At 60.8% G+C, this 25,010-nt stretch carries 19 protein-coding genes; 8 read left to right on the plus strand and 11 right to left on the minus strand.

Going from position 1 to position 25,010, the window contains the following annotated elements; translation table 11 throughout:
* Positions 1–775: 775 nt before the first annotated feature.
* Positions 776–1,444 carry a hypothetical protein gene (locus tag VGG64_08990; GenBank protein ID HEY1599724.1) on the minus strand — a complete coding sequence of 223 codons (669 nt, stop codon included), beginning with the start codon at positions 1,442–1,444 and terminating at the stop codon, positions 776–778.
* Positions 1,445–1,731: 287 nt separating this feature from the next.
* On the opposite strand from VGG64_08990, the gene VGG64_08995 reads away from it, so the two are divergent.
* The 4 genes from VGG64_08995 to VGG64_09010 all read left to right on the plus strand — a co-directional run bounded on the left by VGG64_08995 (position 1,732) and on the right by VGG64_09010 (position 8,153).
* Positions 1,732–2,649, plus strand: coding sequence for a deoxyribonuclease IV (locus tag VGG64_08995; GenBank protein ID HEY1599725.1), 918 nt, complete (start codon positions 1,732–1,734; stop codon positions 2,647–2,649).
* A gap of 384 nt (positions 2,650–3,033) precedes the next feature.
* Positions 3,034–5,700 (plus strand): pyruvate dehydrogenase (acetyl-transferring), homodimeric type, encoded by a 2,667-nt coding sequence (gene aceE / locus VGG64_09000; GenBank protein HEY1599726.1) that lies wholly within the window; start codon positions 3,034–3,036, stop codon positions 5,698–5,700.
* Positions 5,701–5,792: 92 nt separating this feature from the next.
* Positions 5,793–7,196: a 2-oxo acid dehydrogenase subunit E2 gene (locus VGG64_09005; GenBank protein ID HEY1599727.1), complete on the plus strand. Its 1,404-nt coding sequence runs from the start codon at positions 5,793–5,795 to the stop codon at positions 7,194–7,196.
* Positions 7,197–7,367: 171 nt separating this feature from the next.
* Entirely contained in the window at positions 7,368–8,153 is a 786-nt protein-coding gene (locus VGG64_09010; protein HEY1599728.1) for a PHB depolymerase family esterase, read from the plus strand.
* 17 nt (positions 8,154–8,170) lie between these two features.
* On the opposite strand, the gene VGG64_09015 is transcribed toward VGG64_09010, so the two are convergent.
* The 4 genes from VGG64_09015 to VGG64_09030 form a co-directional block, all read right to left on the minus strand.
* On the minus strand, positions 8,171–8,935 hold the full coding sequence (locus VGG64_09015; GenBank protein ID HEY1599729.1) for a hypothetical protein: 765 nt from the start codon (positions 8,933–8,935) through the stop codon (positions 8,171–8,173).
* Between the two features lie 121 nt (positions 8,936–9,056).
* Positions 9,057–10,343, minus strand: coding sequence for a Gfo/Idh/MocA family oxidoreductase (locus VGG64_09020; GenBank protein ID HEY1599730.1), 1,287 nt, complete (start codon positions 10,341–10,343; stop codon positions 9,057–9,059).
* 285 nt (positions 10,344–10,628) lie between these two features.
* On the minus strand, positions 10,629–11,831 hold the full coding sequence (locus VGG64_09025; protein HEY1599731.1) for a hypothetical protein: 1,203 nt from the start codon (positions 11,829–11,831) through the stop codon (positions 10,629–10,631).
* A 36-nt stretch (positions 11,832–11,867) separates the two neighbouring features.
* Positions 11,868–12,527 (minus strand): hypothetical protein, encoded by a 660-nt coding sequence (locus VGG64_09030; protein ID HEY1599732.1) that lies wholly within the window; start codon positions 12,525–12,527, stop codon positions 11,868–11,870.
* 181 nt (positions 12,528–12,708) lie between these two features.
* On the opposite strand from VGG64_09030, the gene VGG64_09035 reads away from it, so the two are divergent.
* On the plus strand, positions 12,709–14,049 hold the full coding sequence (locus VGG64_09035) for a DUF1501 domain-containing protein (protein HEY1599733.1): 1,341 nt from the start codon (positions 12,709–12,711) through the stop codon (positions 14,047–14,049).
* Positions 14,050–14,093: 44 nt separating this feature from the next.
* On the opposite strand, the gene VGG64_09040 is transcribed toward VGG64_09035, so the two are convergent.
* On the minus strand, positions 14,094–14,915 hold the full coding sequence (locus VGG64_09040; GenBank protein HEY1599734.1) for a YdjY domain-containing protein: 822 nt from the start codon (positions 14,913–14,915) through the stop codon (positions 14,094–14,096).
* A 262-nt stretch (positions 14,916–15,177) separates the two neighbouring features.
* Here VGG64_09040 and VGG64_09045 point away from each other — a divergent pair, with 262 nt between their 5' ends.
* Genes VGG64_09045 through VGG64_09055 form a run of 3 tightly spaced genes read left to right on the plus strand, consistent with a single transcriptional unit; the run spans position 15,178 to position 18,081 of the window.
* Entirely contained in the window at positions 15,178–17,028 is a 1,851-nt protein-coding gene (locus VGG64_09045) for a hypothetical protein (protein HEY1599735.1), read from the plus strand.
* A gap of 46 nt (positions 17,029–17,074) precedes the next feature.
* A complete protein-coding gene (locus VGG64_09050) occupies positions 17,075–17,782 on the plus strand; it encodes a YggS family pyridoxal phosphate-dependent enzyme (protein ID HEY1599736.1) in 708 nt (235 codons plus the stop codon).
* The gene (locus tag VGG64_09055; GenBank protein ID HEY1599737.1) at positions 17,779–18,081 is read left to right on the plus strand and encodes a DUF167 domain-containing protein; all 303 of its coding nucleotides are present in this window, start codon (positions 17,779–17,781) and stop codon (positions 18,079–18,081) included. Before VGG64_09050 ends, VGG64_09055 begins: the two co-directional genes overlap by 4 nt.
* Positions 18,082–18,149: 68 nt before the next feature.
* Here VGG64_09055 and greA read toward each other — a convergent pair whose 3' ends face one another.
* The 5 genes from greA to VGG64_09080 all read right to left on the minus strand — a co-directional run bounded on the left by greA (position 18,150) and on the right by VGG64_09080 (position 24,954).
* Positions 18,150–18,632, minus strand: coding sequence for a transcription elongation factor GreA (greA, locus tag VGG64_09060; GenBank protein ID HEY1599738.1), 483 nt, complete (start codon positions 18,630–18,632; stop codon positions 18,150–18,152).
* 290 nt (positions 18,633–18,922) lie between these two features.
* Positions 18,923–19,651 carry a phospholipase gene (locus VGG64_09065; GenBank protein ID HEY1599739.1) on the minus strand — a complete coding sequence of 243 codons (729 nt, stop codon included), beginning with the start codon at positions 19,649–19,651 and terminating at the stop codon, positions 18,923–18,925.
* A 91-nt stretch (positions 19,652–19,742) separates the two neighbouring features.
* Complete coding sequence (rpoD, locus tag VGG64_09070; GenBank protein HEY1599740.1) at positions 19,743–21,431, minus strand: RNA polymerase sigma factor RpoD; 1,689 nt, start codon at positions 21,429–21,431, stop codon at positions 19,743–19,745.
* Between the two features lie 118 nt (positions 21,432–21,549).
* Entirely contained in the window at positions 21,550–23,388 is a 1,839-nt protein-coding gene (gene dnaG, locus VGG64_09075) for a DNA primase (GenBank protein ID HEY1599741.1), read from the minus strand.
* A 363-nt stretch (positions 23,389–23,751) separates the two neighbouring features.
* Complete coding sequence (locus VGG64_09080) at positions 23,752–24,954, minus strand: trypsin-like peptidase domain-containing protein (GenBank protein HEY1599742.1); 1,203 nt, start codon at positions 24,952–24,954, stop codon at positions 23,752–23,754.
* Between the last annotated feature and the right edge of the window lie 56 nt (positions 24,955–25,010).

Raw genomic sequence — 25,010 nt, forward strand, 5'->3', positions numbered from 1 at the left:
CGGATTCAGCACTTTTTTTATCACCTTTTGCGTTCTATAAACTGGCGACATGAGCGAAGCAACAAAACGCCGCCGCCTGCTACAATGCTGGAATGAGCGAAGCAATGGAGAAAGATGCGGTTGTCGATGCTCTGTTTTCGCATGTCTTCCGCGACGGTGCAGCCGACGATGAGTTAATTTATCACGGCCGGTTTCCGCCGAATTGGACGACCAAGTATCGTGAGCTGCTCGCAACCGCTTCCGATCACTGGGTAAATGAGCCGCTTTGGCCGCGAAAGCTGGTGGCATCAATCCACTTCGCGTCGTGGTATTTGAACTCTCGCTATGACGTTTGGCTTAAATCCGATAGGTCACAAAGTCAACGATGCGAACAAACTGAACGGGAGCTAGCATCGCTCCGGTCGCCGAGCGAGATTTTTCTAATGCACGGCTCAACCCCATGACTTTCAGCGACTTCACCTAGCTAGGCTCCCTTAACTTAGTGCCAATCACTGCTAGGACACTACCCAACAGTGGGCCGACAAGAAATGAGACAACTGGCGTACATCGACACGTCGGACAGTAGGTGTGGTGGCGGTGTCCATTTGTGGGCGAGTATGTACTGAAAGTTGCCCTGTTGCTGAATGGGTATGTTTGTCCTCGTACGCGTGCTTTCGCCATTAACCCTTTTAGTACCCGGTTGTGCTGTATCGCAGTAATGCGTACGTGCCGTATTTTCCAGGCCGAAACGCATGGCAATGTCCCGTGATCTGCAAACCAAAACCGTACAGCAAAATCACTCGTCCAATTCCCAGCCTTGCAACGTCGAGTGAGGTACGTCGATTGCCTCCGCGATAGCTCGAAACGACATTCCTTGGGCACGTAGCTCTTGAGCTTTTGGCAACAGCGTTGCCTTGCGAGTCTTCTTTCGCATAGGTCTACCGCCGACATTGCCAGTGGCGTGCATATTCAGTCGAGTGAAAAAGCGGCGTTCCTTGCTTTCCGATCGATCTGGTCTGAACCACGTTGCAGGCACCACGGATCCAATACGATCAAGAAACGCTTCGTACTCTGCGTCAGTCGGTAGCTTGAAATTGCCGCGAGTCATCGATCCGCGACCACGAATAAATCGGCTCCGTACAGGCGTCAGCAACGGCTGTGCAATGTCTGCGGCGAATTCAGCCGCCTTGTTCAACACTGGTCGATCTACGCAGCTCATATCGTGGCCAAGCTCCTGACCTGCAAAAACTCCCGAATGTTTGATTCCTCGATTCCGAAGTATTCTGAGCATCCAATCAACAAGTCGATTCAAGCTCCCGTTCTCAAGTTGCTGTTTTGTCGACACACGTGCATAAATCACCGGCCGCACATTTTCTTTTGCTTCTAGCAGATCGTGAAAATACGCAATGTGGTTGCTGGCGGTCCCCGGTGGATCGCTCAGCCCACGTTCTGCTTGTTGCTGCAACACAGCTCTCGCCGTTCGCTCGCGGCGTTTCTTGTCTCGTATCGTTTGCATCACTCGCCTTCCTTGCTTCGCCGCATTGTTTGCTTGGTTCGTTTGTCCGTTGTCGCCTTGGTTAGTTCGTCGGGCCGTCGTTAAGGCCCCTGGCTGGCCTGCTGTCGCGTTGCTTACCCCGTTTGCCTGCCCCGATGGCCCCAAGGCCCTGGCGGGCCGTATAGGCGATGGCTGGCGGTCGTACGTTGCGATACCATTTCGTGACCCTTCATTCGTTCGTGTTGTGAGGTTTGGTTGTGGCGATACTCGGTGCCCATATGTCGATGGCTGGCGGCTACCACAAAGCAGTGGTGCGAGCTAACGCCGTTGGCTGCGATTGCGTGCAAATCTTCTTGGCTCCCCCGCGTCAATTCCTAGTAGGGCAAAGAGTCGCCCAATCTGGGCGGTTGTTGACGAAGAACAACAATCAGTGGCGCGCCAAGCCGATCACGGACGATGACGTCACGCGCTTTCGCACGGCGCTCGTTGAGCTGAAGATCAAGCATCCGATCGCGCATGATTCGTATTTGATCAATCTGGCCAGCCCCGACGACGTGCTGTGGCAAAAATCGATCGAGGCGTTTATCGAAGAGTTGCGCCGCGCCGAGCTGCTCGGCATTCCCTATGTGGTGACGCATCCTGGCGCGTCGACCACTTCGGACGAAGCGACCGGCTTGCGCCGCATTATTCAAGCCCTGGACGAAGTCCATGCCCAGACGCCAGGCATCACATCGCAATGCCTGCTAGAGAACACGGCCGGCCAGGGTTCTTGCTTGGGATGGAAATTCGAGCACCTGGGAACGATCATCGCGGGCGTCAAAGCCCCCGATCGATTGGGGGTCTGCATCGACACTTGTCACACCTTCGCCGCCGGCTACCCGCTGGGCACCAAGACGGAGTATCAAGCCACGATGTCGGCTTTGGACAAACATGTCGGGCTAAAACGAGTAAAGGCCTTTCATCTCAACGACAGCAAGAAGGAGCTTGGCTCGCGCGTCGATCGGCACGCCCACATCGGCGAGGGGTTTCTGGGGATCGAGCCGTTTCGGCTGCTGCTCAACGACAGTCGCTTTCGCAGGATTCCCATGTACCTGGAAACCCCGAAGGGGTTGGTCAACGGCGAGGAGTTAGACGCGATCAATCTGACTCGCCTGCGGGGGTTGATCGCGCGATAGCAGGCGTTGCCGAGCGGGGGCTTGTGCGCCCTGGGGGCACTCGATAAATAAGAGGCGTCGTGCACTTGGCCCGTTGCTCGCCCCCCGCTGGACCGGTCCTGCGTGGATCGGTGGGCTTTACTGGAGGGCAAACTCGCCGGATAATAGGTCCGGATCGCCCCGCCGCAACGCCTTCGAGCAGAAGGAGCTTTTGCCGGTCAGCATGCGTCGCCGTGCCCGCGTGAGGGCCACTCATCGCCGCCCCAACATCCGTCCCACCCCCCCCGGCAGCGACCGATCCGACGGTTGTCGCCTCAGGGCAGGACCGAACGAATGATGGCCTAAGATTTTAGGAACAAATAGCGGACGCCGGCCGCAACCGGCGGTCCTAGGAAGGTCGGGTCCATGGCACAGGCAGAGATCGTTAATTCTCATGGCGGCGACACAGACCCGGCCGAAACGGCCGAGTGGCTCGAGTCGCTCAAATACGTCTTGGAGACCAAGGGACCGGAGCGCGTTCGCTACCTCCTTTCGGTGCTCGACGAGACGGCTTACCGGCAAGGGGTCGAGCTTCCATTTTCGCTCAATACCCCCTACGTCAACACCATCCCGCCCGATCGCCAGCCCGTTTATCCGGGCAATCGCGAGATCGAACGCCGGATCAAGAGCTTCATCCGCTGGAACGCCATGGCGATGGTGGTACGCGCCAATCGCGACCATCCAGGCATCGGCGGCCATATTTCCACCTATGCCTCGGCCGCGACGCTGTACGAAGTCGCGCTGAACCACTTTTTCCGCGCCACGGATCAGATTTATTTCCAAGGTCACGCCTCGCCGGGCATCTACGCCCGCGCGTTCCTCGAAGGTCGATTGAGCGAGGATCAGCTAGCGCACTTCCGTCAAGAATTGCCTGCCGGCGGCGGTCTGTCGAGCTACCCACACCCCTGGCTGATGCCCAGCTTCTGGCAGTTTCCGACCGTGTCGATGGGCTTGGGCCCGATCATGGGCATCTACCAGGCGCGCTTCAACAAGTATCTGATGGATCGCGGCATCAAGGACACCAGCGACTCGCGCGTGTGGTGCTTCCTGGGCGATGGCGAATGCGACGAGCCGGAATCGCTCGGCGCGATCACGCTGGCCTCGCGCGAGCGGCTCGACAATCTGTGCTTTGTCATCAATTGCAATCTGCAACGTCTCGACGGACCGGTTCGTGGCAATGGCAAGATGATCCAAGAGTTGGAAGGCGCCTTCCGCGGGGCCGGCTGGAACGTGATCAAGGTCATCTGGGGCGATGACTGGGATCCGCTCTTGGCGCGCGATGAATCGGGCTTGCTCGTGCAGCGAATGGGCGAGGTCGTCGACGGCGAGTTCCAGAAATACGTCGTCAGCCCCGGCAGCTACATTCGCGAGCACTTCTTCGGCAAATATCCCGAATTGGAAGAGATGGTCAGCCATCTTTCCGACGAGAAGCTGAAGCGGTTGCGTCGCGGCGGCCACGATCCCGAAAAGGTTTACGCGGCCTATAAGGCGGCGATCGAGACCAAGGGGAAGCCGACCGTCATTCTGGCGAAGACGATCAAGGGGTACGGTTTGGGCGAAGCCGGCGAAGGCCGCAACGTCACTCACCAGCAAAAGAAGCTCAACGAAGTCGAGCTGCGCGAGTTCCGCACGCGCTTTGGCATCCCCATCTCGGACGAAGACGTGGCCCAGGCGCCGTTTTATCGGCCCCCAGAGGACAGCCCCGAAATTCAATATCTGCGCGAGCGGCGCAAGGCGCTGGGAGGTTCGCTTCCGGCCCGCAGCACCGTGCAGCCGCGCCTGAACATTCCTCGCAAGGACGAGTTCCCGGAATCGTTCGAGTCCAGCGGCGACCGCGAAGTGTCGACCACTATGGCCTTCGTGCGTATGTTCGGCCGCTTGTTGCGGCACAAGGACATCGGCAAGAACATCGTGCCAATCGTTCCCGATGAATCGCGCACGTTCGGCATGGAATCGTTGTTCCGGCAATGCGGCATCTACGCCCACACCGGCCAGCTGTACGAGCCGGTCGATTCCGAGACGGTGCTCTATTATCGCGAAGCCAAGGACGGGCAAATTCTGGAAGAAGGGATCACCGAGGCGGGCTCGATGTCGTCGTTCGTGGCGGCGGGCACCGCTTACAGCACGCACGGAATCAGCATGATTCCGTTTTTCATCTTTTACTCGATGTTCGGCTTCCAGCGGATTGGCGATTTGATCTGGGCCGCCGCCGACCAGCGGGCCAAAGGCTTCATGATGGGAGGCACCGCCGGCCGCACGACGCTCAACGGCGAAGGTCTGCAGCACCAGGACGGCCACACGCACCTGTTTGCCATGGCCTATCCAACGGTCCGCGCCTACGACCCGGCCTACGCCTACGAGACGGCGTACATCGTGCTCGAAGGCATGCGCGTGATGTACGAAGAGTGCCAGGATGCGATGTACTACATCACGATCAGCAACGAAAACTACCTGATGCCCAACATGCCAGCCGGCTGCGAAGAGGGCATCCTGCGTGGCATGTACAAGGTCTCGAGCAAGGACGTCGGCACAGATAAGCCGCACGTGCAGTTGTTCGGTAGCGGAGCTATCCTCCGCGAGGCGCTGCGGGCGCAGCAAATCCTGGCGGAACGCTACGAAGTTTCCAGCACCGCCTGGAGCGTCACCAGCTACAAGCAATTGCGCATCGAAGCTCAAGAGGCGCGTCGCTGGAACATGCTCCACCCGACCGAGACCCCGCGACGCAGCTATCTGGAAAACGTGATCGCCGGCGAAGAAGGGCCGTTCATCGCCACCTCGGACTACGTCCGCGCGGTATCCGAGCAGATCGATCCGTGGTTGCCCGGCGGCTTGTTTGCACTGGGCACCGATGGCCTCGGTCGCAGCGCCGATCGCGAGGCGTTGCGTCGTCACTTCGAGATCGATGCGGAACTGGTCACCGTGGCCGCGCTGTATCAACTTGCCGAGCGCGGAAAAGTCGACAAGTCGCTAGTGGCACAAGCCGTTCGCGACCTGGGAGTCGACCCTGAAAAGGTCGATCCCTGGACCGCCTAGCCCGCCCGTTGCGTCGTTGCCTATTATCTGCCGGCTGATACCGTATCGTGGGCGCGTTCGCCACGAAAACCGAGACGAGGAATCGAACACCGATGGCCATCGAGTTCAAGCTGCCCGACCTGGGCGAAAACGTAGAGTCGGGCGACGTGTTGAATATTCTGGTACACGAAGGGGACACGATCCAGGCCAACCAGAACGTCATCGAATTGGAGACGGATAAGGCGACGGTCGAGATTCCCTGCCCGCACGCCGGTCGTGTTTCCAAGGTACACGTTCAGCCGGGTCAGAGCGTACCTATTGGCACGTTGTTGCTATCGATCGAAGCCGCGGCGCCTGCCGGCAACGAAGTGGCTGCCCCCGCGCAGCCCAAGCCTGCCGCGCCTGAAAAAGCCGCTGCGCCTGCCAAAGCTGCTGCCCCCGCAGCCAAAGCCGCGCCGGCAAAACCAGCTGCCGCCGCCGCGCCGGCCGACGATGAAGATGACGCTGACGACGACACGCCACCCGCCCGCGCTGCCGAGGTCGACGGACATCGCAACGGCGGAGCACCGGCGCCCGCTGCGACTCCCCGCGAACCGGTCGAAGCTGGATCGGTCGCCGCACCGGCTGGCCCTTCGACGCGCCGGCTGGCGCGCGAGCTGGGCGTTGATTTGCGCCGCGTGACCGGCACTGGTCCTGGCGGACGCATTACGCGCGAGGACATCGTCTCGGCCGTGCGTCACTCGTCGACCGTGCTGAAGTCAACGCCGGTCCGCCAGAACATGCCCCCCGGCGGTGTCGAAGATCAAGACTTATACGGCTGCATCCGCAAGCAGCCGTTGACGAAGATTCGCAAGACGATCGCGGCCAACATGGCCCGTTCGCATTCGACGATTCCGCACGTCACAAACTTCGACGATGCCGACATCACGGAACTGGAGCGGATTCGCAAGGGAAGCATGGCCGATTACGTCGGCTCGGACCTGAAGCTGACCATGATGGCCTTTGTGATGAAGGCCGTCGCGCAGGCGCTCAAGCTGCATCCCACGCTGAATGCGTCGCTCGACCTGGAGAATAACCAGGTCATCTACAAGGAGTATGTCAACCTGGGTGTGGCCGTCGATACCGAGCGCGGCCTGGTCGTGCCGGTGGTGCGCGACGCGGACCAATTGACCATTCCACAAATCGCGCAAGCTCTGTCCGACGTGGCCAATAAGGGACGTAGCGGCCAGTTTGCCGTCGACGACCTGCGCGGCGGCACGTTCACGATCAGCAACATGGGCGCGGTCGGCGGCACGTATTCGACGCCGATCATCAATTACCCCGAAGTGGCCGTGCTGCTGATTGGCCGGTCAAGACAAATGCCGATCGTTATCAACGACGCCATGCAGATTCGGTTGATGATGCCGCTGAGCCTGTCGTACGATCACCGCCTGGTCGATGGTGCGGTGGCCGCGCGGTTCCTCAACGAAGTGAAGAACTACCTGCAAGTCCCTGGCAGGCTGCTGTTGGCCCCCTGACGGTGCCGCCCAGCCATGTCCGCATGGTTTGCCCGCAACCCTGCTGCGTCGGGCGCGACTTGCACAAGCTCGTCGGCGGATGTATATCGAGTCCGACGACATCGCGCATCCGTGTAAACTTCTGCACGGGCCGTACGATCGCCCAACCTACCGCATCCGCGAGGAGCATCCATGGGCCCGCTGATTTTCACCCTGATCGCTTGCAGCATCGGCGCTGCGCCTGGAGAAGACGTGACGGCAAAATTCGAGGAGCACACGTTCAAGTTCACAGGGGGCGAGTACCAAGACGAGGCTTTTCGCTACCGCTTGCTCAAGCCAGAGCACGTCGAGCCCGGCAAGAAGTACCCGCTGGTCCTTTTCTTGCACGGAGCTGGCGAGCGGGGCGACGACAATGTCTCACAGCTTCAATATCTGCCCGAGCTGATGGCCACTGCCGAATTCCGCAAGAGGTTTCCCTGTTTCCTCATCGCACCACAATGCCGCAAGGATAAATTGTGGGTTACGCGCGGCAAGGACAAGGTAGGTGTGGGGGAACAGATGCAAGTAGCCGAGGGAATCCTGCAACATGTGGAAAAGGATAATCCGATCGAGCTCAACCGTGTTTATCTAACCGGTTTGTCGATGGGCGGGTTTGGCAGTTGGAATCTGGCGGCGCGCCATCCCGATTGGTTCGCCGCCGTGGTTCCGATCTGTGGTGGCGGCGATCCTTCGATGGCAAAGGTGCTGGCCGACGTCCCGATCTGGGCCTTCCATGGCGCCGACGACAAGGTCGTGCAGCCTGGGCTCAGCCGCAGCATGATCGATGCGATTCGTGACGCGGGGGGCAAGCCAAAATATACCGAGCTCGAGGGCGTTGGCCACAACAGTTGGACGCCGGCCTACGAAGATCGCGACGGCGTTCTGCCGTGGATGTTCTCGAAGGTAAACGACCGGCCCAAGGCCGACGCCGCGCAATAGTTGCCAACAGCCTGCGCTTAGCCCAAGTGCTCGAGCGCCGTCTTGGCAGCCTTCTTCTGCGCTTCGTCAGCGCCGTCGGACGCTAACGCCTGATAGATGCCGCGTGCCGCGTCCTTCTGTCCCGCTTTGGCCAGGGTGCCGGCTAAGCGAAGTCGTGCAACGTCGGTTCGTTTGCTGGCCCGCGGGTTTGCGGGGCCGAGCTCTTTGCCGATTTGCACGATCACGGCGTCACCTGCCGGATCGACTTGCTGTGCGAGTGCTTCGGCGGCCGCCAGGCGTACATCGGTGCTGCTGTCGCCGGCAGCTTGTTTGATCGCGGCCAAGGCGCCGGCGTCGCTGCGCCGCGACAGGGCATTCACGACACCCACGCGAAACTCGACACCGACAAGTTTTTGCGATGCCTCGGCCAGGGCGGCCCCCGCGGCCGGAGTGGGAATGCGGGTCAAGGCGAACCGAGCCATCTCGCGGACGTCGAAGTCGGCCAGCGTTTGCACGAGCGCCGGCACTTCGGCGTCGCCAGCGACCTCGGCCAGAGACCGGCAGATCTCGTTGCGTGCAGCGGCCGTATAACGGGGCAACGGCTCTTTCTTTTCCTTGTCGTCCTTGGCTTCGGCCTTGGCGACCAGGCAGCCGGCCAATTCGGCCGCGAATGCGGTCCGCTCGGCCTCTTTGCCAGGTGCGGCGGCCGCGGTTGCTTTGACTGCGAGTGCTCGGCGAGCCTGGAACGCTTTGGTTTGATCCGCTGATCCCAACTGTTCGCAGATTTGTGCGATCGTGTCCATGTCTTGGTCCTCGATTTCGGCCGATCGTTCGTTTCTGAGGATCGGCCGCCTGTTATTGATGGCGTGTTTGCGGTGATGTCTCGATATTGGTAACGGCCGCTGTGGGCCGTTTGCTCGCTACTTACAAGCTCCACGGCGCCCGCATCGGCTTGCTGAGCAAACGATTGGCCTGCTCGTCGCCGACAAAGACTTCATTCTGCGGATCCCAGGCCAGCTCGCGTCCGAGGCGGATGGCGATGTTGCCCAGGTGGCAGATCGTGCAAGAGCGGTGACCGATCTCGACGTCGCAAATCGGCCGCTCGCGGCTCTGGATGCAGTCGAGCCAGTTATTGTGATGATCCGCGCTGACGTACAGCCGCACGTCTTTGTCGCTGAAGTCGGTATTGAGAATATCGCGGTGCGACGATTCCGTGATTTGGCCGCGGCTGACGAACACATACCCGTCACTGCCGGTGAACTTGATGCCGTTCTCGCCGTCCGAGTGGCAGGTCAGCTCGACTCCGTTGGCGTACGTGTAGTTCACGTCGAATTTGCCAGGCACATCGTGCGGACCGTTCTCGTGAAACGTGCCGGTTCCCTTGACCTTGACCGGGCCGGTGCCGTCGGTGCCCATGCCCCATTGGGCAATGTCGTTGTGATGGGCACCCCAGTCAGTCATCTTGCCGCCCGAGTAATCGCTGAACCAGCGGAACTGGTAATGGCAGCGATTGGGCGAGTACTCAGCCCACGGGGCTGGTCCGAGCCAGAAATTCCAGTCGAGTTCGGCCGGCGGCGTGGTCGGCGGCTGCCAAGTGCCGCCGTCGATATCGCCAATGTACGTGTCCACGCGTTGCAGCTTGCCGATACGACCATTGCGCACCAGCTCGCATGCCTGGCGGAAGCGCTTGTCCGATCGCTGCTGGCTGCCGGTCTGAAAGACGGTGCCATAGCGACGGGCTACTTCGACCATCTTCTTACCTTCGTCGATGGTCAGCGTCAGCGGCTTCTCGCAATACACGTCCTTGCCGGATTGCATGGCGTAGATCGAAGTCAACGCGTGCCAGTGGTCGGGCACGGCAATCAACACTGCATCGATATCTTTGCGATCGCACAAGTCGCGAAAATCTTTGTAGATGTCAACCGTCTTGCCCGTCCGGTTCAATACGTCGAGCGCGGCCTGGTCGCGATGATTGCGATCCACGTCGCAGACGGCGGCCATCTGGATCCGCTTATTGGGGATTAGCTTGCCGGCCAGGTGATGGCGGCGGCCCAAGTCGCCGACGCCAATCGAGCCGACAACCACGCGGTCGCTGGGAGCCGGCTCGCCCGGCTTGGCGAAAACGGACGAGGGAACAATCGTCGGCGCCGCTAGCGCGGCGGCCGATGCTTTCAAAAACGTGCGGCGAGTGGGCGCGGGACGTTGAGCCACGGTGGGAGACTCCTAAAGCAGTAGAGGACCGGTGGGTGGGAAGCGCGGGAGCGCCCAGTGCGATGCGGCGGCGCTCGCGTGCCAAACGTCGGCGGCCGATCTTTTTATCGGGCCCCGCCGCGAAATAGTCCGTGCAATCCACGCTAAGCGATTATGTTGCCTATTCTGGCCAGCCGGACAGCCGATTGCAAGCAAAGTGGCATGGCATGCCGGGAATCGCAAGGTGGGACAGGCAAGGCGCCCATCCGACCGGCCATATGGCTTGTCACGCGGCCGGACGCAGACTCAGGTCGCGCTGCGCGGTGGCAGTTCTTGCGGCGGCGCAGCCCGGGCGGCGCGCCAGCGATAGGAAAAGGCACCTAATAGCTCCGCGGGCTGGACCGTGTGGCACTGCAAACACTGCTGCAAGGCGCGAATGGCGCCCAGGGCACGCATCGTGCCCGTTTCGTCGGTGTCGACAATGTCCTCGCCATTTCGCAACTGCGCGAGCGCCTGCTGCTCGTAAGCGTCGAGCGGGCGGGTGGGTCCATCGCGCAATTCGTCCATCCGCGGCAGATTGTCCGAAATGTAAACGCGCGGCGCCGAGAACTTGAGCAGGCTCACTAATTCCACCCGCTCAGGCGGGGGGAGCGCCGAACCCATTTGCAGATTCGCGCGCGGTCCGATCCGATGGGCCAGAAAGCCCGCCACTTCGTCGCGGCTACGAATCAAACCGAATCGCTCGGGTGAAACAAAATCGGCCAGGGCCTGCGCATGAGTTTGCCAGAAATCGCTGGCAGTCGCCGGCCGACTAGATGCGTTCGGTGGCGGAGCGGAGTTAACTTCGCCACTCGCGACGAGCGAATCGGGCTCGGGCGTGGCATCGTCGGTTCGCAGAGAGTCGGATTGTGGCACAGCCGGATCATCGCCGCGGCTCAACCATTCCTCATTGGCAAGGAATGTCATCCGCCCCACCCCAAAGGCCGGGCTTCTCAAGAAGCTATCGACCGCGGACGAGTGCAATTGCGCTAGCGCCGTCCTGCGCAAGTTAAAAGTGTCCTCTTGTCGGCGCGATAGTTCGTTCCATCTATCGCTCAGCGGATGCGACATTTGCACTACGCTGCCAGCGCCATCGTTTTCTTGATGCCTCGCTTCATAAGCTAGTCGAGTCGCCATGGATTCGATGCGGTACTTGGCGGCAAGAGTGCTCAAGTCGTGCTGTTCTCGAACGGCCATCAGCGCCGCGAATCCATAAGCCACCACAGTTGCCGCGACCATCGAACGTCTAAAGGCGCTCGGCCCCGCGTGTCCGCGCGCGCAAATGGCCGTAGCCGCCAGTACGAATACGACCTGCAATCCGAGTACAGGAGAAAAGAACACGCAAAATGGAGGGACAAAAAATGCCGCTAGCCCCATCACCAAAACGTACGGCATTCGCGAGGGCGATTGCGCCACTGCAAACACGGCCAACAAAAAGACCGTAGAGCAAACCAGGCTCATGACGATCATGGCCCCCTCCACATTTCGAGGTAAGCTCGCCTCAAATCATTTGGGCTCGACCTTGCGCTTGCCGGTCCAAGTTCCTTCGGCCTGGCCGGCGTAATCGGCTTCGCCCTTCATCGAATCCTTCGCAATCGTCCCCTTGTAGGCAATCTTGTTACCTTGGACTTCGAACGAAAATTCGATCTGGTCGCCGGTCACCTTGCCGGTGAGGTCAGCGTCGCCGAATTGCCCCTTGTACTTGCCCGTGACCTTGTCTGCCTCCTGTTTGAGCGTGAACTCGGGCGTGCCCGAGTTGCCCCCCAGTTCGATCTCGACGTTCCAGGTGCCGGTGACGTCGATCTTCTTGGCCTTCCACGTGCCCGAGGCCTGTCCGTCGTAGTCGACGGTCCCTTCCATCCCATCCTTCTTCACGGTTCCTTTGTAGATGACCTTGGCGCCCTGCGCCTCGATCGTGAACTCGATCTCGTCCCCTTTCAGCTTGCCCGTTACGTCGGCCTCGCCGAAGCGGCCCTTGTAGCGACCGGCAAGTTTCTCGCCGTCTTGCTTGAACGTGAATACGGGCGACCCGGTGTTGCCGGCAATGTCGACGTCGACATTCCAGCCGCCCGAAACTTCGACCTTGTCGGCCGCATTACTGGCGATAGATACGTTCCACACCACCACCACGAGCAGGGCTGCGCAAACACGCGTGGGCAGATGCATAACGAATGTCCTTCTTGATTGAGGGCTCGAAACGAGCGGGGACATGCCGGACAATGCAAAATTGGAATCGCGTTGCATTTTGACTGTTGAAGCAGTATACCAAGTCTGATGCATCAGAGCTTTTTGATGGGAAAACGGCAACACCGCGATCGCCCCACCACACAGTCCGACGGAGTTCGTCATGCTTCGCAAATCCGCATGTCGAGGGCTGGGGTCTAAATCCATAAATCGCCGCGCGTTTCTGGAAACTACCGTCGCGGCGGGTGGCGCCGGGCTGTCTCTTTCGCGGCTGCTCGAGTCGCGCAGTGTGGCGCGACAAATCGGTGCCCCGTCCAACGACACGGCCGTGATCCAAATCTGGCTGGGGGGCGGACCGACCCAATTCGAAACCTACGACCCCAAGCCCGAGGCACCAGCCGAATATCGCGGGCCACTGGGGGCCATTTCGACGTGCCTACCTGGCGTGCAGATTTGCGAGGTCCTGCCGCGCCATGCCGAGATGCTGGACAAGTTCGCGCTGATTCGCAGCGTCTCTCACAACAGTGCCGACCACGATGCCGGCATGTATTTTTGCGTTACCGGCAAAGCGACCAAGAACCAGCCCTCGACCGGTTCTTGCACCGCACGTCTGCGCGGTGCGAATCAGCCAGGATTGCCGGCTTACGTCCACCTTGGATTTCCACCGGTGGTGAACCTGGTGTTCGTGCCGAATTTCAAAGCCAGCTACCTGGGAGGCGGCCACGACCCGTTCTACATCACCGATGACCCAGCCGAGGCTAAGTTCCAGGTTCCCAACTTGCAATTGGCCGACGGCGTGACGATCGATCGCTTGGGCGATCGGCGGGCCTTATTGTCGCATTTCGATCGGCTGCGACGGCAAAGCGAGCGTAACCCGGCGATGGGCGCCATGGATCAGTTCGAGCGCGCGGCGTACGACATGGTGGCCGGAGCGACGGCTCGCGAAGCCTTCGATCTGTCGAGCGAGGAGAGCCAGACTCGCGAGCGCTACGGAATGCACCGTTGGGGCCAGAGCTGCCTGTTAGCGCGACGGCTGGTCGAAGCCGGCGTGACATTCGTCACTGTGAATTTCGATCCACATTCGTTCTCCTTCGACCAGCACGTCGATATCGAAAGGGGAATGCGCAGCGCCGGGCCGCGGATGGACTCGGCCATTACATCGCTCGTGGCCGACCTGTACGAGCGGGGGCTCGATCGGCGGGTGATGGTGATCGTGTGGGGAGAATTTGGACGCACGCCCCAAGTCAACGCAGCCGGAGGCCGCGATCATTGGGGCCAGGTGATGAGCGTCCTGCTGGCCGGAGGCGGCTTGCGCGTGGGCCAGGTCATTGGCTCGTCAACAGCCAAGGGCGAAGTGCCCAAGGATCGCCCGATTACCCCCTACGACGTATTGGCCACGATGTATCGGCACCTGGGGATCGATCCGAGCACCACGTTCAACGATCATGCCGGGCGGCCGCAGCCGCTGTTGAACGAAGGAACCGTGATTGCCGAGTTGGTCTGACCTGCAGGTCGTGGTGTTCGGCCGGAGTGCTCGCCGCCCTGGCGCTATTTGGCGGCAGGCCGTGTGGCCGGGCGGACCGCCGGACGCACCGTGGGCTGGGGCTTTTTAGCAGCCTTTTTATCGTCCAGGCGCGGCGTGAGAACCAGAGACAGCTTTGTACCGGCCGGGGGAATACGGTCCGTCAGGGCCTCGAACAGCAAGGCTTCGTTCGACTGGCTGCTTTCTATGGGCAAGTCGAGCATGGCACTGGCGAAATTCGAGATGCAGATAAAGTCGCCATCCTCGGCCTTGTAGAACTGCTCGCCGGTTGTCTCATCTTTCCAAAAACCGCTACCGCCGAAGACCCAATATTCGGTCATCGGCTTGCCGGTCTTGACGTTGCGAATCCAGTCCTGAGCGGTCGCACGTTGACGCTTTCCCTTGGCGTCGGTCCAAAACAGCGTTACATCCACACGGGGGCCGTGCGCCGCCTGGTATTTGGGAATGAATTGGGCCGGCGAGCCCGGTTCGGCACCCAAAGCGACCAGCGCGGCGTGTACCACGTGCGCCTTGGTGGGGACGGCCACGATCGATTCGTGCTCCTTGGTTCCCTTGAGGCAGGCAAACATTTCCAGCTGCCCTTCGCGCAAGCAGACTTCACCTTCGAGCACCACGCGCTTGTTCTTGGTATCCAGCCAAACTTTGCCGTCGGGCGCCAGGCGCCGCAGCCCGGGGGGATCTTGCGAACCATCGCGATCGACGCCGGGATCGATATCCCGCGAGGCGAGCTGCTGCGCCGTCTGGGCGCTGGCGGGCCTAGAAACATATGGGAACACGCCCAGCGCCAATCCGCATGCCGCGATCCTGAGAACCATCCGTAGTTTCATATCCCCTCGTCGAAGCGCCCTCGCGGCGCATGGAAAAATCGCGATTCCAGCGGGTTCAAATCTGCTAGCGCACTGTTAAGATACTCCCGTATCGTAGGGGAGTCCAATCGTGATCCCCGCGGCTAGATTGCGATATCGCGACGGCCAACGACAGCTTGCGATGATCCGCGTAGTTGGCTCATTGGACGCCGACAGGATTTTTGTCTGACGCCGGCCGGAAACTCGTCTGAAGCCGACAGGAAAAAAGGGAATTTGGCCACTGATGGCTACTATCACATCTAGGACTTTGCCGCTTCGTGATTGGGGCAATCGCAACGGCAACAGCGCGACCTTTCGTCCGCAATGGCACCGAACAGCTCCCAAGACCGTGGCGCGTGCCGACAACTGGGACGATCAAAGCGCAGGCTGGGCAATCTGGACGGCCCACCTGACGCAGCGTCGCGAGCCATGCCCATTGACCGCATTGTTGCCCAGTAAAGGGCCGTCGCTCTTGTGGGGGATGCGCGCCGATAGTTTTCCCACGGCATCCCACGGCTCGCTGGCCACGCAGGAGATGCTCACAGCACTCGACCGCAGCACGCGGAACAAAGCCTGGAAAACGGCAATTGGCCCGGCTGACCTTGCCCACCGCTGGAGCAGCGAGGCACTGCACCGCCGCAGTAGTAGCTTTGGATTGGAATGCCTAGCTTGGTGCCGGGCGCTGCCGGCGCTGAGTGGGCTATTGCCGGCCGGAGCCTGGTGGCATTTGTTCGAGATTCTACTAAGTGCCGCCGAGAACAGCGCCAGCCCCACCGACAGCAATGTTGAGTTGCTGTCGCGACAGTGGCTTGCCGCCGAGCTACCGCTGACGATGGCCTATTTGTTTCCGGAAATCTCGCAAACGCGCCGCCTGGCACGCGAGGGCGCGCGTGGCGTGTTTGCGGATATTGAGCCTGCGATCACTGCCGACGGAATGCCCTCAGCCCAGACCATGGCGCACGTACTGCCCCTCTTGGCCACCTGGGCCCGCGCGCGTGCGATTGCCCGCTGCCTGAAGAAGTCTAACTGGGATGACGCTGCCGAGACCCGCTACGCGGCGTTCGCGCGCCAAGTCGTGCGTCTCTTGCGGCGCGACGGCACGGCGATGCTCTCCCCCGCCCGCTCCGAGCCAGCCGATCGCGAGCTGTTCGCGGCCGTGTTTGTGGGGGCTGATCGTGCCGACCGCGCGATGGCCCGCCAGGCGATTCCTGGGCAAAGCGGCCCGTCCGGTGTCGCGGTCAAAGCGCTCCCTGCGCCGGCTGCCAACAACGAATCTGCCGGCGTGACCGTGTTGCGGCCGAATTGGTCGCGCAGCCGCGAGCGGCTGGCCGTCACGCGCCACGGTAACGATTTGCGAACCGAGTTGGCCTGTGGGCGAGACGTGCTCTGGTCGGGTGTCTGGACATGTGAAATCCGTCGCAATGGTGTACCGCTGGTGCCGGAACCCGATGCCGAATGGGACGAAGTCTGCTGGACATCGACCGAGGATGCCGACTATCTGGAACTTGAGCTCGCGCTTCCAAACAACATACGCGTGCAGCGGCAAATGGTGCTCGCTCGCGAAGATCGCTTCTTGTTCCTGGCCGACGCGATATTAGGCGACGAGAGCGCGTCGCTGGAATATCGTAGTGTCCTGCCGCTGAGTTCCGAGATCACGTTCGACGCCGCTACCGAGTCGCGCGAGGGCTACCTGGTGGGACGCAAAGCGCGGGCCCTTGTCTTTCCACTGGCACTGCCTGAGTGGCGCGCCGAACCATGCCCCGGCGGTCTCGAAGCCGTCGACGGCGGGTTGGCGCTGCGGCGTGCGACCACGGGGTCGAGAATGTACGCACCACTGTTTCTCGATCTCGATCCTCAGCGACTGGTCCGGCCAGCGACCTGGCGACAATTGACCGTCGCCGAAACGCGCCGGACGCTGCCCGCAGACCTGGCCGTTGGTTATCGCGTGCAAGTGCGCAACAAGCAGTGGCTGATCTACCGCTCACTGGGCGAACGCGGCAATCGCACCGTTCTCGGGCAGAATCTGGTTTCAGAGTTTCTCGTGGCCCGATTCAATACCACCGGCGTGATCGAGCCATTGGTCGAAATCGAATAGGCTGGGCAGTTTGCCTCGCGGTCCGGTGCGCTCCACTGGTAACACCATGGTTGATGCACGCCGAATCGCCGAAGATGTCGCCAAGGTACGCGAGAGAATCGCCGCGGCCGCGACACGCAGCGGCCGCACGGCCGACGCCGTCGCCCTGGTCGCTGTGACCAAGTACGCTGACGACGCGACGATCGCCGCGCTCGTCGAGGCGGGTTGCCACGACCTAGGCGAAAGCCGGCCTCAGCAGCTGTGGCAGCGCGCCATTGCTTTCGCCCCACAGGCAATTCATTGGCATATGATCGGGCATTTGCAGCGCAACAAAGTCGCGCGGACGCTGCCTGCGGTGGCGCTGGTGCATTCCTGCGATAGCCTGCGGTTGGCTGACGCCATCGATCAGTCTGCCGCGGTACAAGGAATCCCGCCGATCCCCGTGCTGCTCGAAGTGAACATCTCTGACGACCCGGCCAAGCATGGCTTCGCCGCGGCCGAAGTGGCCGACGCGTTGGCCCATCTGGCAACACTCGGCCAGATCGACGTGCGCGGGTTGATGGCGATGGCCGGCCGGCCTGATGACCCGGCCGCAACCCGCGCCGATTTCCGTCGCCTCCGCGAATTGCGCGACCGGCTGCGCGGCGAATGTCCGACAGCGATTACTTTAGACGAGCTGTCGATGGGCATGAGCGGCGACTACGAGATCGCGATCGAAGAAGGGGCCACGATCGTTCGCGTCGGTTCGGCGCTCGTCGAAGGCGAGTCGCAATGATCGACCTGCGACCGCACGCCGAAGGAACGATCTTGCCGGTGCGGGCACAGCCCGGAGCGAGGCGTACGGCCGTTTGCGGCGCGCACAACGGAATGCTCAAGGTCAGCGTGACGACGGCTCCGGAAAAAGGAAAGGCCACTCAGGCCGTGGCGGATGTACTCTGCGAGGCACTCTTGCTCAGCCGTGCGCAGGTAGAATTGCTGGCCGGCGCCACATCTCGCCAGAAGCAATTTCTGGTTCGCGGCCTCGATGTCGCCGAGTTGCATCAGCGAATCGCCACGGCGCTGGCACGTACATAAAGGGCCGGGCCATCCCCTCTAGCGCGCTTCGCAAAGACGCTGCCACACATGCCGTAGCACGTTTGCGCTCAGTCGACGGCGGGGCGAATTTCCAGAATCTCGAATTTCATCTTGCCGCGGGGAACTTGGATCTCGACCTTGTCGCCGACTTTGTGCCCCACTAGTCCTTGGGCCAAGGGGCTGGTGATCTGGATTTTGCCGTTGTCGTAATCCTCGTCACCGGCGCCGACCAGGGTGAATTCTTCGTTGTCACCAAAGTCCAGGTCCTTGACCACCACGGTCGACCCAAACACGACTTCGTCCTTGGGCAACGTCGCCGTATCGACAATCCGCGAGCGGCTCAGCTTGTCGCGCAACAGGTTGATCTTGGCCTGCATCATGGCTTGCGTTTCCCGCGCGCCGTGGTATTCGGCGTTCTCGCTGAGATCCCCCTCGCTACGGGCCGAGGCGATCCGTTGGGCAATCTTGGGCATCTCGACCGATTCCATATGGGTCATTTCGGCCTTGATCTTGTCGTAGCCGGCACGGCTCATGGGAATGATGTCGGACATGGCTTGTATCACCTGGACAAAAGGAAACTCGCGGTATGGACGACCGATACGCCACGCCCGGTCGCCGACGTTATCGCCCCAGACTCGTGTGGAGCGAATGACTCCTAACACGAAAAAAGCGGCCTCCCCAAGCCGGAAGCCGCAATCAAGAGTTTTATTCTGCGCGCGCCCGGCTCACGTGTAAAGTGGGATCAGGCCGGCTCTGACGATCTTCCCACGGTCCTCGGCTGGCGCCAATCAGCGCCTGTGCCCAACCCACAGCATTGGCTGGACGCAGACGATGCTGGCAGCTACGAGGCCGATCCCGGTGAACGATCCTCGGGCAGATACAGCAAGCGACCGCAGGAACCCTGGCAAAAGACGATTCTGCCCATCAGCAGGGCGTTGTGCATGTTCTGCGTGATTTGTTGATAGCAGCCCGTGCAGGTGCCGTTTTCGACCTGTGCCATCGCGTCCGATCCCTTGCTTTTGACGATGCGATGATAGGCGTCGCGAAAGTCGTCCGGCAGGATCGCCTCGGCCTCTTTGACCTCGCCTTCCAACCGATGGAGATCGTCGACCAGCCGATCGTGCTGCTCGGCGACCTGCTGAGTGATCTTGGTCAACTCTTCCTTGGCCTTGGCGAGCTTCTGCTCCGCTTCGGCGGTGGCGGTTCCCATCTCGTCGATGCGTTCGAACATCTCGAGAATCTCGTCGGCCAGGACGCTGTTGGCCATCTGATCGGCGGCGATCTGATCGCGGAAAGCCTGGTATTCGCGATTGCTGGCGGCCTGATTCAACTTGGCCTTCAGGTCGCCGATCTTGCCTTCGCCGGTCTTCAGCAATAGCTGCTTCTGATCGGCCGCTACGCGGGCGGTTTTGGAATTCGCCTTGGACTGGGTCAGCTCGGCTTCGAGCCGCACCACGTTCGCTTCGCGGGCCTTGATCTGCTTGGGGCCGCGATCCATTCGATCTCGTAGATCGCCTAGCTGCTGATGAATGCGGTGCAAGTCGCGAAGTACGTTGGTCGTCGCTGGCATAGCCCGATTTTCCCCGTCCTGATTGGAATCAGTTTTACTCATGTAATGAAAAAACCGCTGGCCGAAATCGGCCAGCGGTTGGATTCTCCTCTCAACTCGCGATTCCCTCAAGGAATCCTTCGAGCTGCTTACTCCTGACCGGATGCTGTAGCTTGCGGACAGCTTTGGCTTCGATCTGTCTCACCCGTTCCCTCGTCACTTTGAAGATCCGCCCCACCTCTTCCAAAGTATAGGTGTAACCGTCGCCAAGTCCATATCGCAGCCGAATGATCTCGCGCTCGCGATAGGTGAGCGTCTTGAGCAGGTTCTCGATGCGGTCCCGCAGCATGCTCTGCGCGGCGGTCGTCAGCGGGCTTTGCGAGGCATTATCCTCGATGAACTCCCCAAACGAGCTATCCTCGCTCTCGCCCACCGGCCGATCCAGGCTGATCGGGTGGCGGCCGATATTGAGCACCCGGCGGGTTTCCTCGACGCTGATGTCGGCCGCGCGGGCGGTCTCTTCGGTCGTCGGCTCGCGCCCTAGCTCCTGCACCAGCCGCTTCGACACATTGCGCAGCCGCGACAATACGTCGATCATATGCACAGGAATGCGAATCGTGCGGGCCTGATCGGCGATGGCGCGGGTGATCGCTTGACGGATCCACCAGGTGGCATACGTCGAAAACTTGTAACCGCGGCGATACTCGTACTTATCCACGGCCCGCATCAGACCGGTATTCCCTTCCTGGATCAGGTCCAGAAAGCTGAGCCCGCGATTGCGGTACTTTTTGGCGATCGACACGACCAATCGCAAGTTTCCGCCGGACAACTCGCGTTTGGCATTCTCGTAATCGCGGAATTGCTCGCGCATCAGCATGCAACGCTTCCGCAGGCTGGCCGGGCCCTCGAGCGTGATCAGCATCAGATCTCGCAGTTCTTTACGCAGGTTGGCCCGCTCGTCCTTGGCCGAGCCCAGGCCATCTAACCGCGTGATACGGCCCTGCAACTCGCCCATGCGACGGGCGATCTCGGAAAGCTGGTTGAGCAGCGGCTGCACGCGGCGAGTGCGCAGACTCAATTCCTCGACCAGCGTCAGCGCCTTATGGCGCCGCGACAAGAAGCGCCGACGGGCGGCGATGCGCTCGTCGCGGGCTACCTTGCGACTGATGATCTGCCGGAAATCGCGCCGGTTCTCCGACAGCAGATGGTTGAGGGTCTTCAGATTATGGGGCATCCGCGCCATGATCTGCTCTTTGGTCAATCGCTCGGTCAGCGAGACCTTGATCGTGCGATCGAACGGCAGGCTGCCGTCATGTACGCACGACAGCGTGTTGATCGTGGCTTGCATGGCGTAATCGCAGCCCAACACCGTGCGGCGAAATCGCTTGCGGGTCACTTCGATTTTCTTGGCCAGAGCGATCTCCTGCTCGCGGGTGAGCAGAGGAATTTCCGCCATCTGGGTCAAGTACATCCGCACGGGATCTTCGTTCCAACGCGACGTGTCGTCCATCGACACGACACGTACAGACTCCTTGGGCGGAGCGTCCTCGTCGAAACGAACTGTGACTTCGTGCGTGCTGACGTTGTCGCTCGACTCGCCGACCGGTTCGGCCACATCCAGGTCGGGCGCCTCGTTGCACAGCGAGATCCCCAAATCGTCCAACGCCACCAAAAGGCTGTCGAGCTTGTCGGGGTTGACGGCCTCGTCGGGCAGGTACTCATTGACCTGATCGTAGGTCAAATAGCCCTGGGCTTTACCCAACGCAACCAATTCTTCGAGGTCGATATCCGAGTGATCCACCTGACATCCTCCCGCGCCTGTGTCATGCGCGTCTTGGACAACGATTATGATCTCCGCTGTCTGGCCGAAGCAAGGGTCACATCTGGCCAGCCACATCGATCAGGCGTCAATGCATCCTCTACCCATCCGTGGGCACGGAAATACCTTGACGACTTCGCTCACGCTCAATGATCTGTTGCAAAATCTCTACTGCTGCCTGTCCATCCACACGGCGCTGCGCCAGCACCGAGGTTTGTCGACGTTGCTCCGCATCGTCGAGTTTTCCCTTATAACGCGCTAAGATCTGTTCCAGCTTGGCGGACCCATCGGTCCCCCCCTTGGCTCGCCCACGCTCGTCGAGATCGACGAGCAGACTCTTCAGCTCGGGCTCTTCAAACTCCACGAGCAGCCGGTCGAATAAGGATGTGCTCGTACCGACCAACTCGTAGCATCTTGTCAGAATCGCGCGGGCCGCCGGCGATGTCAACTGTTCGGTCGAAATTTCCTCGCGCATGCGGGTCAAACACTCAGGAACCAGTAGTGCGACCTCTAGCAATTCTCGTTCCCAAGAATCCAGCACGGGCGTAGGCTTCGTCGGCGCCTGGGTTTTTCCGATCGGGCGCTCTCCCGATGTCTTCCGCATAGAAGTCAACCGATCCCGCACCCGTTCTTCGGCAATGCCGAATTTCACGGCCAATCGATTCAAGATCTGTTCTTCTTTGAGCCGCGCGGCGCCGGCCGTGGCCGCGGGAAGACGTGGCGCCTTGGCCAGCGTACCCAACACCTCCTCCAAGGCCCGATTCGCGTCATGTACACCGGCATTGGCCGCTAGCGAGCCGGTCGCCGCCTGGAATTTGTGCTCGAGTGCATCCGCCGAGCCAGCCAGCAGCTCCTGGAAGGCTGGCGCTCCGCGGGTGAGCAGAAAATCGCATGGATCCAAGTTGTCGGGCAATGTCAAAACACGCAAATCGATCGGTTCGGCGATGAACATTTCCAGCAGTTGGTCGGTCCGCTTGCGACCTGCTTCGTCGCCGTCGAGCACCAGGATTACCCGATCGGCGTAACGCCGCAACAGACGCAGATGCCGTTCACCGAGCGCGACCCCCAAAACGGCCACGGCATTTGAGATGCCGGATTGCTGCGCGATCAGGCAATCGGTATACCCCTCCATCACGACCGCGGTCTGCTGCTTGGCAATGGCATCTCGTGCCACGTCCAGCCCGTAGAGCAAATTGCTCTTCGAATACAGTGGTGTCTCGGGCGAGTTGATGTATTTGGCGGTCGCCGCGGCCGGTTGGTCGCCGGCGTTGGGCATGATGCGCCCGCCAAAACCGACAGGACGCCCCTGACCATCGCGAATCGAAAACAACACGCGGCCGCGAAACCGGTCATAGTGCCCTGGGCCGCTCTGCCGTCGCACCAACAGACCGATTGTTTCCAAAACTTGCGGTGTAAAGCGGGTCCCACGAGCCTGCGCGACGATCCATTCCCATTCGGGGGGCGCAAATCCCAAATGAAAGCTGCGTACCGTTTCTTCGGTCAGGCCCCGCTCAGTCAGGTACTGACGCGCCGGAGCCGCAGCCGGCGACTTGACGAGGAACTGGTGATACTGGTCTTCGGCCCAGGCCATGGCCTGGTGCAGCAGCTGCTTATCCTCGCCAGCGCGATTTCCTCTGCCTGACACGACGAGCTGAATCCCGGCGCGCTCGGCCAGTAGCGCAAGCGCTTCGGGAAAGCTCAGGTTCTCCATCTTCATGACGAAGCTGAAAATGTCGCCGCCAATATCGCAGGGATAGCATTTGAACGATTGCCGCTCGGGATTGACCTGCAAGCTCGGACGCGAATCGTCGTGCCAGGGGCAGAGTGCCTTGTAGTTGCGTCCTTCGCGGCGCAACTGTAGATAATCGCCGATCAGGTCGACGATGTTAATCGCCCGTTTGACCTGTTCCTTGATCTCGAAGGATGATCCGGAAGACACCGGCAACTCCGCGGCAACGAGGAGAAACAATCCGTTACCCGCGCGCGCTCATAGAGAAAAATCAGCGCACGGCAATCGCCGTGACGCGTGGATCGAGAAGCGCGGGACTCAAGGCTGTGAACAGAAAAACGCGCGGCACCAAATGTCGGGGAGTGCCGCCTTGCAGTTCACTCGTGCTAACGTCTCTGGGTCAAAAGCGGCGGGGATTATAGCCCTCATAAAAATAGGGGTCAAGCTAAGACTCGGGTAGCTGCGAATGCACGGTTTTCATCGGCAATTACGCAATTTTATACGACACATTTCCGCGGCGCGCCACGTGCTATCACGCTGTGCCAGCGCACTGGCGAACGCGGCATGACGTCGTTAACGCCGCCCGCGGAGGTTGTCTGGTCTCTGCCCCACTTTCACTTCGATGGTCTGCTTGGCGCCGTTACGCCACACAATGACCTTGGCCGTCGAGCCCACATCGGAAGCGGCGACGGCCAGCACCAAATCGGTTGCGTCCACGACGGCGCGCCCATTCCACTCCACGATCACGTCTCCCGCTTCTACGCCGGCGGCACTGGCCGGCGAATTGGCCAGCACCTCGGCCACCAGTGCGCCGTGCTCGCTCGGCAATCCCATGTTCTGCACGATCTGTTCGTTCAATTCTTGAAAGCGCACACCGAGCCAGCCACGCGGAACACGACCGTTCTTGATAATTTGTTCATAACTGTGCCGGGCGGTCTCGCTGGGGATCGAGAAACTGATCCCCTGGTACGAGCGGCCCACGATCGCGGTGTTGACGCCCACCACCTGGCCCACCATGTTGACCAACGGTCCGCCGCTGTTGCCGGGATTCACCGCGGCATCGGTTTGCAAAAAGTCCTGATAGGAGTTGGCCGGCGCGATCTTGCGACGTTGCGTGGCGCTGACGATGCCGCAGGTCACCGTACGGTCCAGGCCGTAGGGGTTACCGATGGCCAGCACCCAGTCCCCCACGTCCAGGTCTTCGCTTTTTCCCCACACGACGCTCGTCAGATCGGGGGCATTGATCTTGAGCACGGCCAAATCCGTGAGTTCGTCGTCGCCGACCAGCGAAACCTCCTTGATCGTGCGGCCGTCGGCCAGGTTGACCTGAATCGCCGTGGCATTTTCCACAACATGGCGGTTGGTCAGAATGTAACCGGCGGAATCGACGACAAAGCCCGATCCCTGACCCTGCAACATCTGTTGCCGGCGCCCCGGCAGCCTGAAGACCATTTCGTCCTGGCCGCTGCCGGCAAGCTGTTCGACGTCGATGTGAACGACACAGAGTTCGACCTTCTGCGCGACAAGGCTGAACACGCGCGATGTGTCGGCGAGCGTCACCAGCCCAGCGGTGGTCGAGAGCTTTGCCAATTCCTCGCTGGCGACGTCCGCTCGCGCCCGCATTTTGCCCCGCGCCGCGGCGTATTGAACGCGTTCGACCAGGTACGGAAGCGCCGCTACAACGACCAGCAGTGCCAGCAAGAAAAACAGCGCCAAAGGTCGGCGCGGCGGCGGAGGCGGCGGTGAAGGGGGACGATTGTAGTCGAAGTCCTGCATCGTCCCCTCGTTTCCGCAACGGTGTCGTGGCTGGTAGCTAGTTCTCATTATAGTTG

It is taken from the genome of Pirellulales bacterium, assembly GCA_036490175.1.
Classification (GTDB): Bacteria; Planctomycetota; Planctomycetia; order Pirellulales; family JACPPG01; genus JACPPG01.

Coding starts and splice junctions, on each gene's coding strand:
- VGG64_09045 (HEY1599735.1), top strand. CDS start 15,178: ATGGCTACTATCACATCTAGGACTTTGCCGCTTCGTGATTGGGGCAAT.
- VGG64_09050 (HEY1599736.1), top strand. CDS start 17,075: ATGGTTGATGCACGCCGAATCGCCGAAGATGTCGCCAAGGTACGCGAG.
- VGG64_09005 (HEY1599727.1), top strand. CDS start 5,793: ATGGCCATCGAGTTCAAGCTGCCCGACCTGGGCGAAAACGTAGAGTCG.
- VGG64_09025 (HEY1599731.1), bottom strand. CDS start 11,831: ATGATCGTCATGAGCCTGGTTTGCTCTACGGTCTTTTTGTTGGCCGTG.
- aceE (HEY1599726.1), top strand. CDS start 3,034: ATGGCACAGGCAGAGATCGTTAATTCTCATGGCGGCGACACAGACCCG.
- VGG64_09065 (HEY1599739.1), bottom strand. CDS start 19,651: ATGCCAGCGACGACCAACGTACTTCGCGACTTGCACCGCATTCATCAG.
- VGG64_09055 (HEY1599737.1), top strand. CDS start 17,779: ATGATCGACCTGCGACCGCACGCCGAAGGAACGATCTTGCCGGTGCGG.
- VGG64_09010 (HEY1599728.1), top strand. CDS start 7,368: ATGGGCCCGCTGATTTTCACCCTGATCGCTTGCAGCATCGGCGCTGCG.
- VGG64_09030 (HEY1599732.1), bottom strand. CDS start 12,527: ATGCATCTGCCCACGCGTGTTTGCGCAGCCCTGCTCGTGGTGGTGGTG.
- VGG64_09035 (HEY1599733.1), top strand. CDS start 12,709: ATGCTTCGCAAATCCGCATGTCGAGGGCTGGGGTCTAAATCCATAAAT.
- VGG64_09080 (HEY1599742.1), bottom strand. CDS start 24,954: ATGCAGGACTTCGACTACAATCGTCCCCCTTCACCGCCGCCTCCGCCG.
- VGG64_09040 (HEY1599734.1), bottom strand. CDS start 14,915: ATGAAACTACGGATGGTTCTCAGGATCGCGGCATGCGGATTGGCGCTG.
- VGG64_09015 (HEY1599729.1), bottom strand. CDS start 8,935: ATGGACACGATCGCACAAATCTGCGAACAGTTGGGATCAGCGGATCAA.
- greA (HEY1599738.1), bottom strand. CDS start 18,632: ATGTCCGACATCATTCCCATGAGCCGTGCCGGCTACGACAAGATCAAG.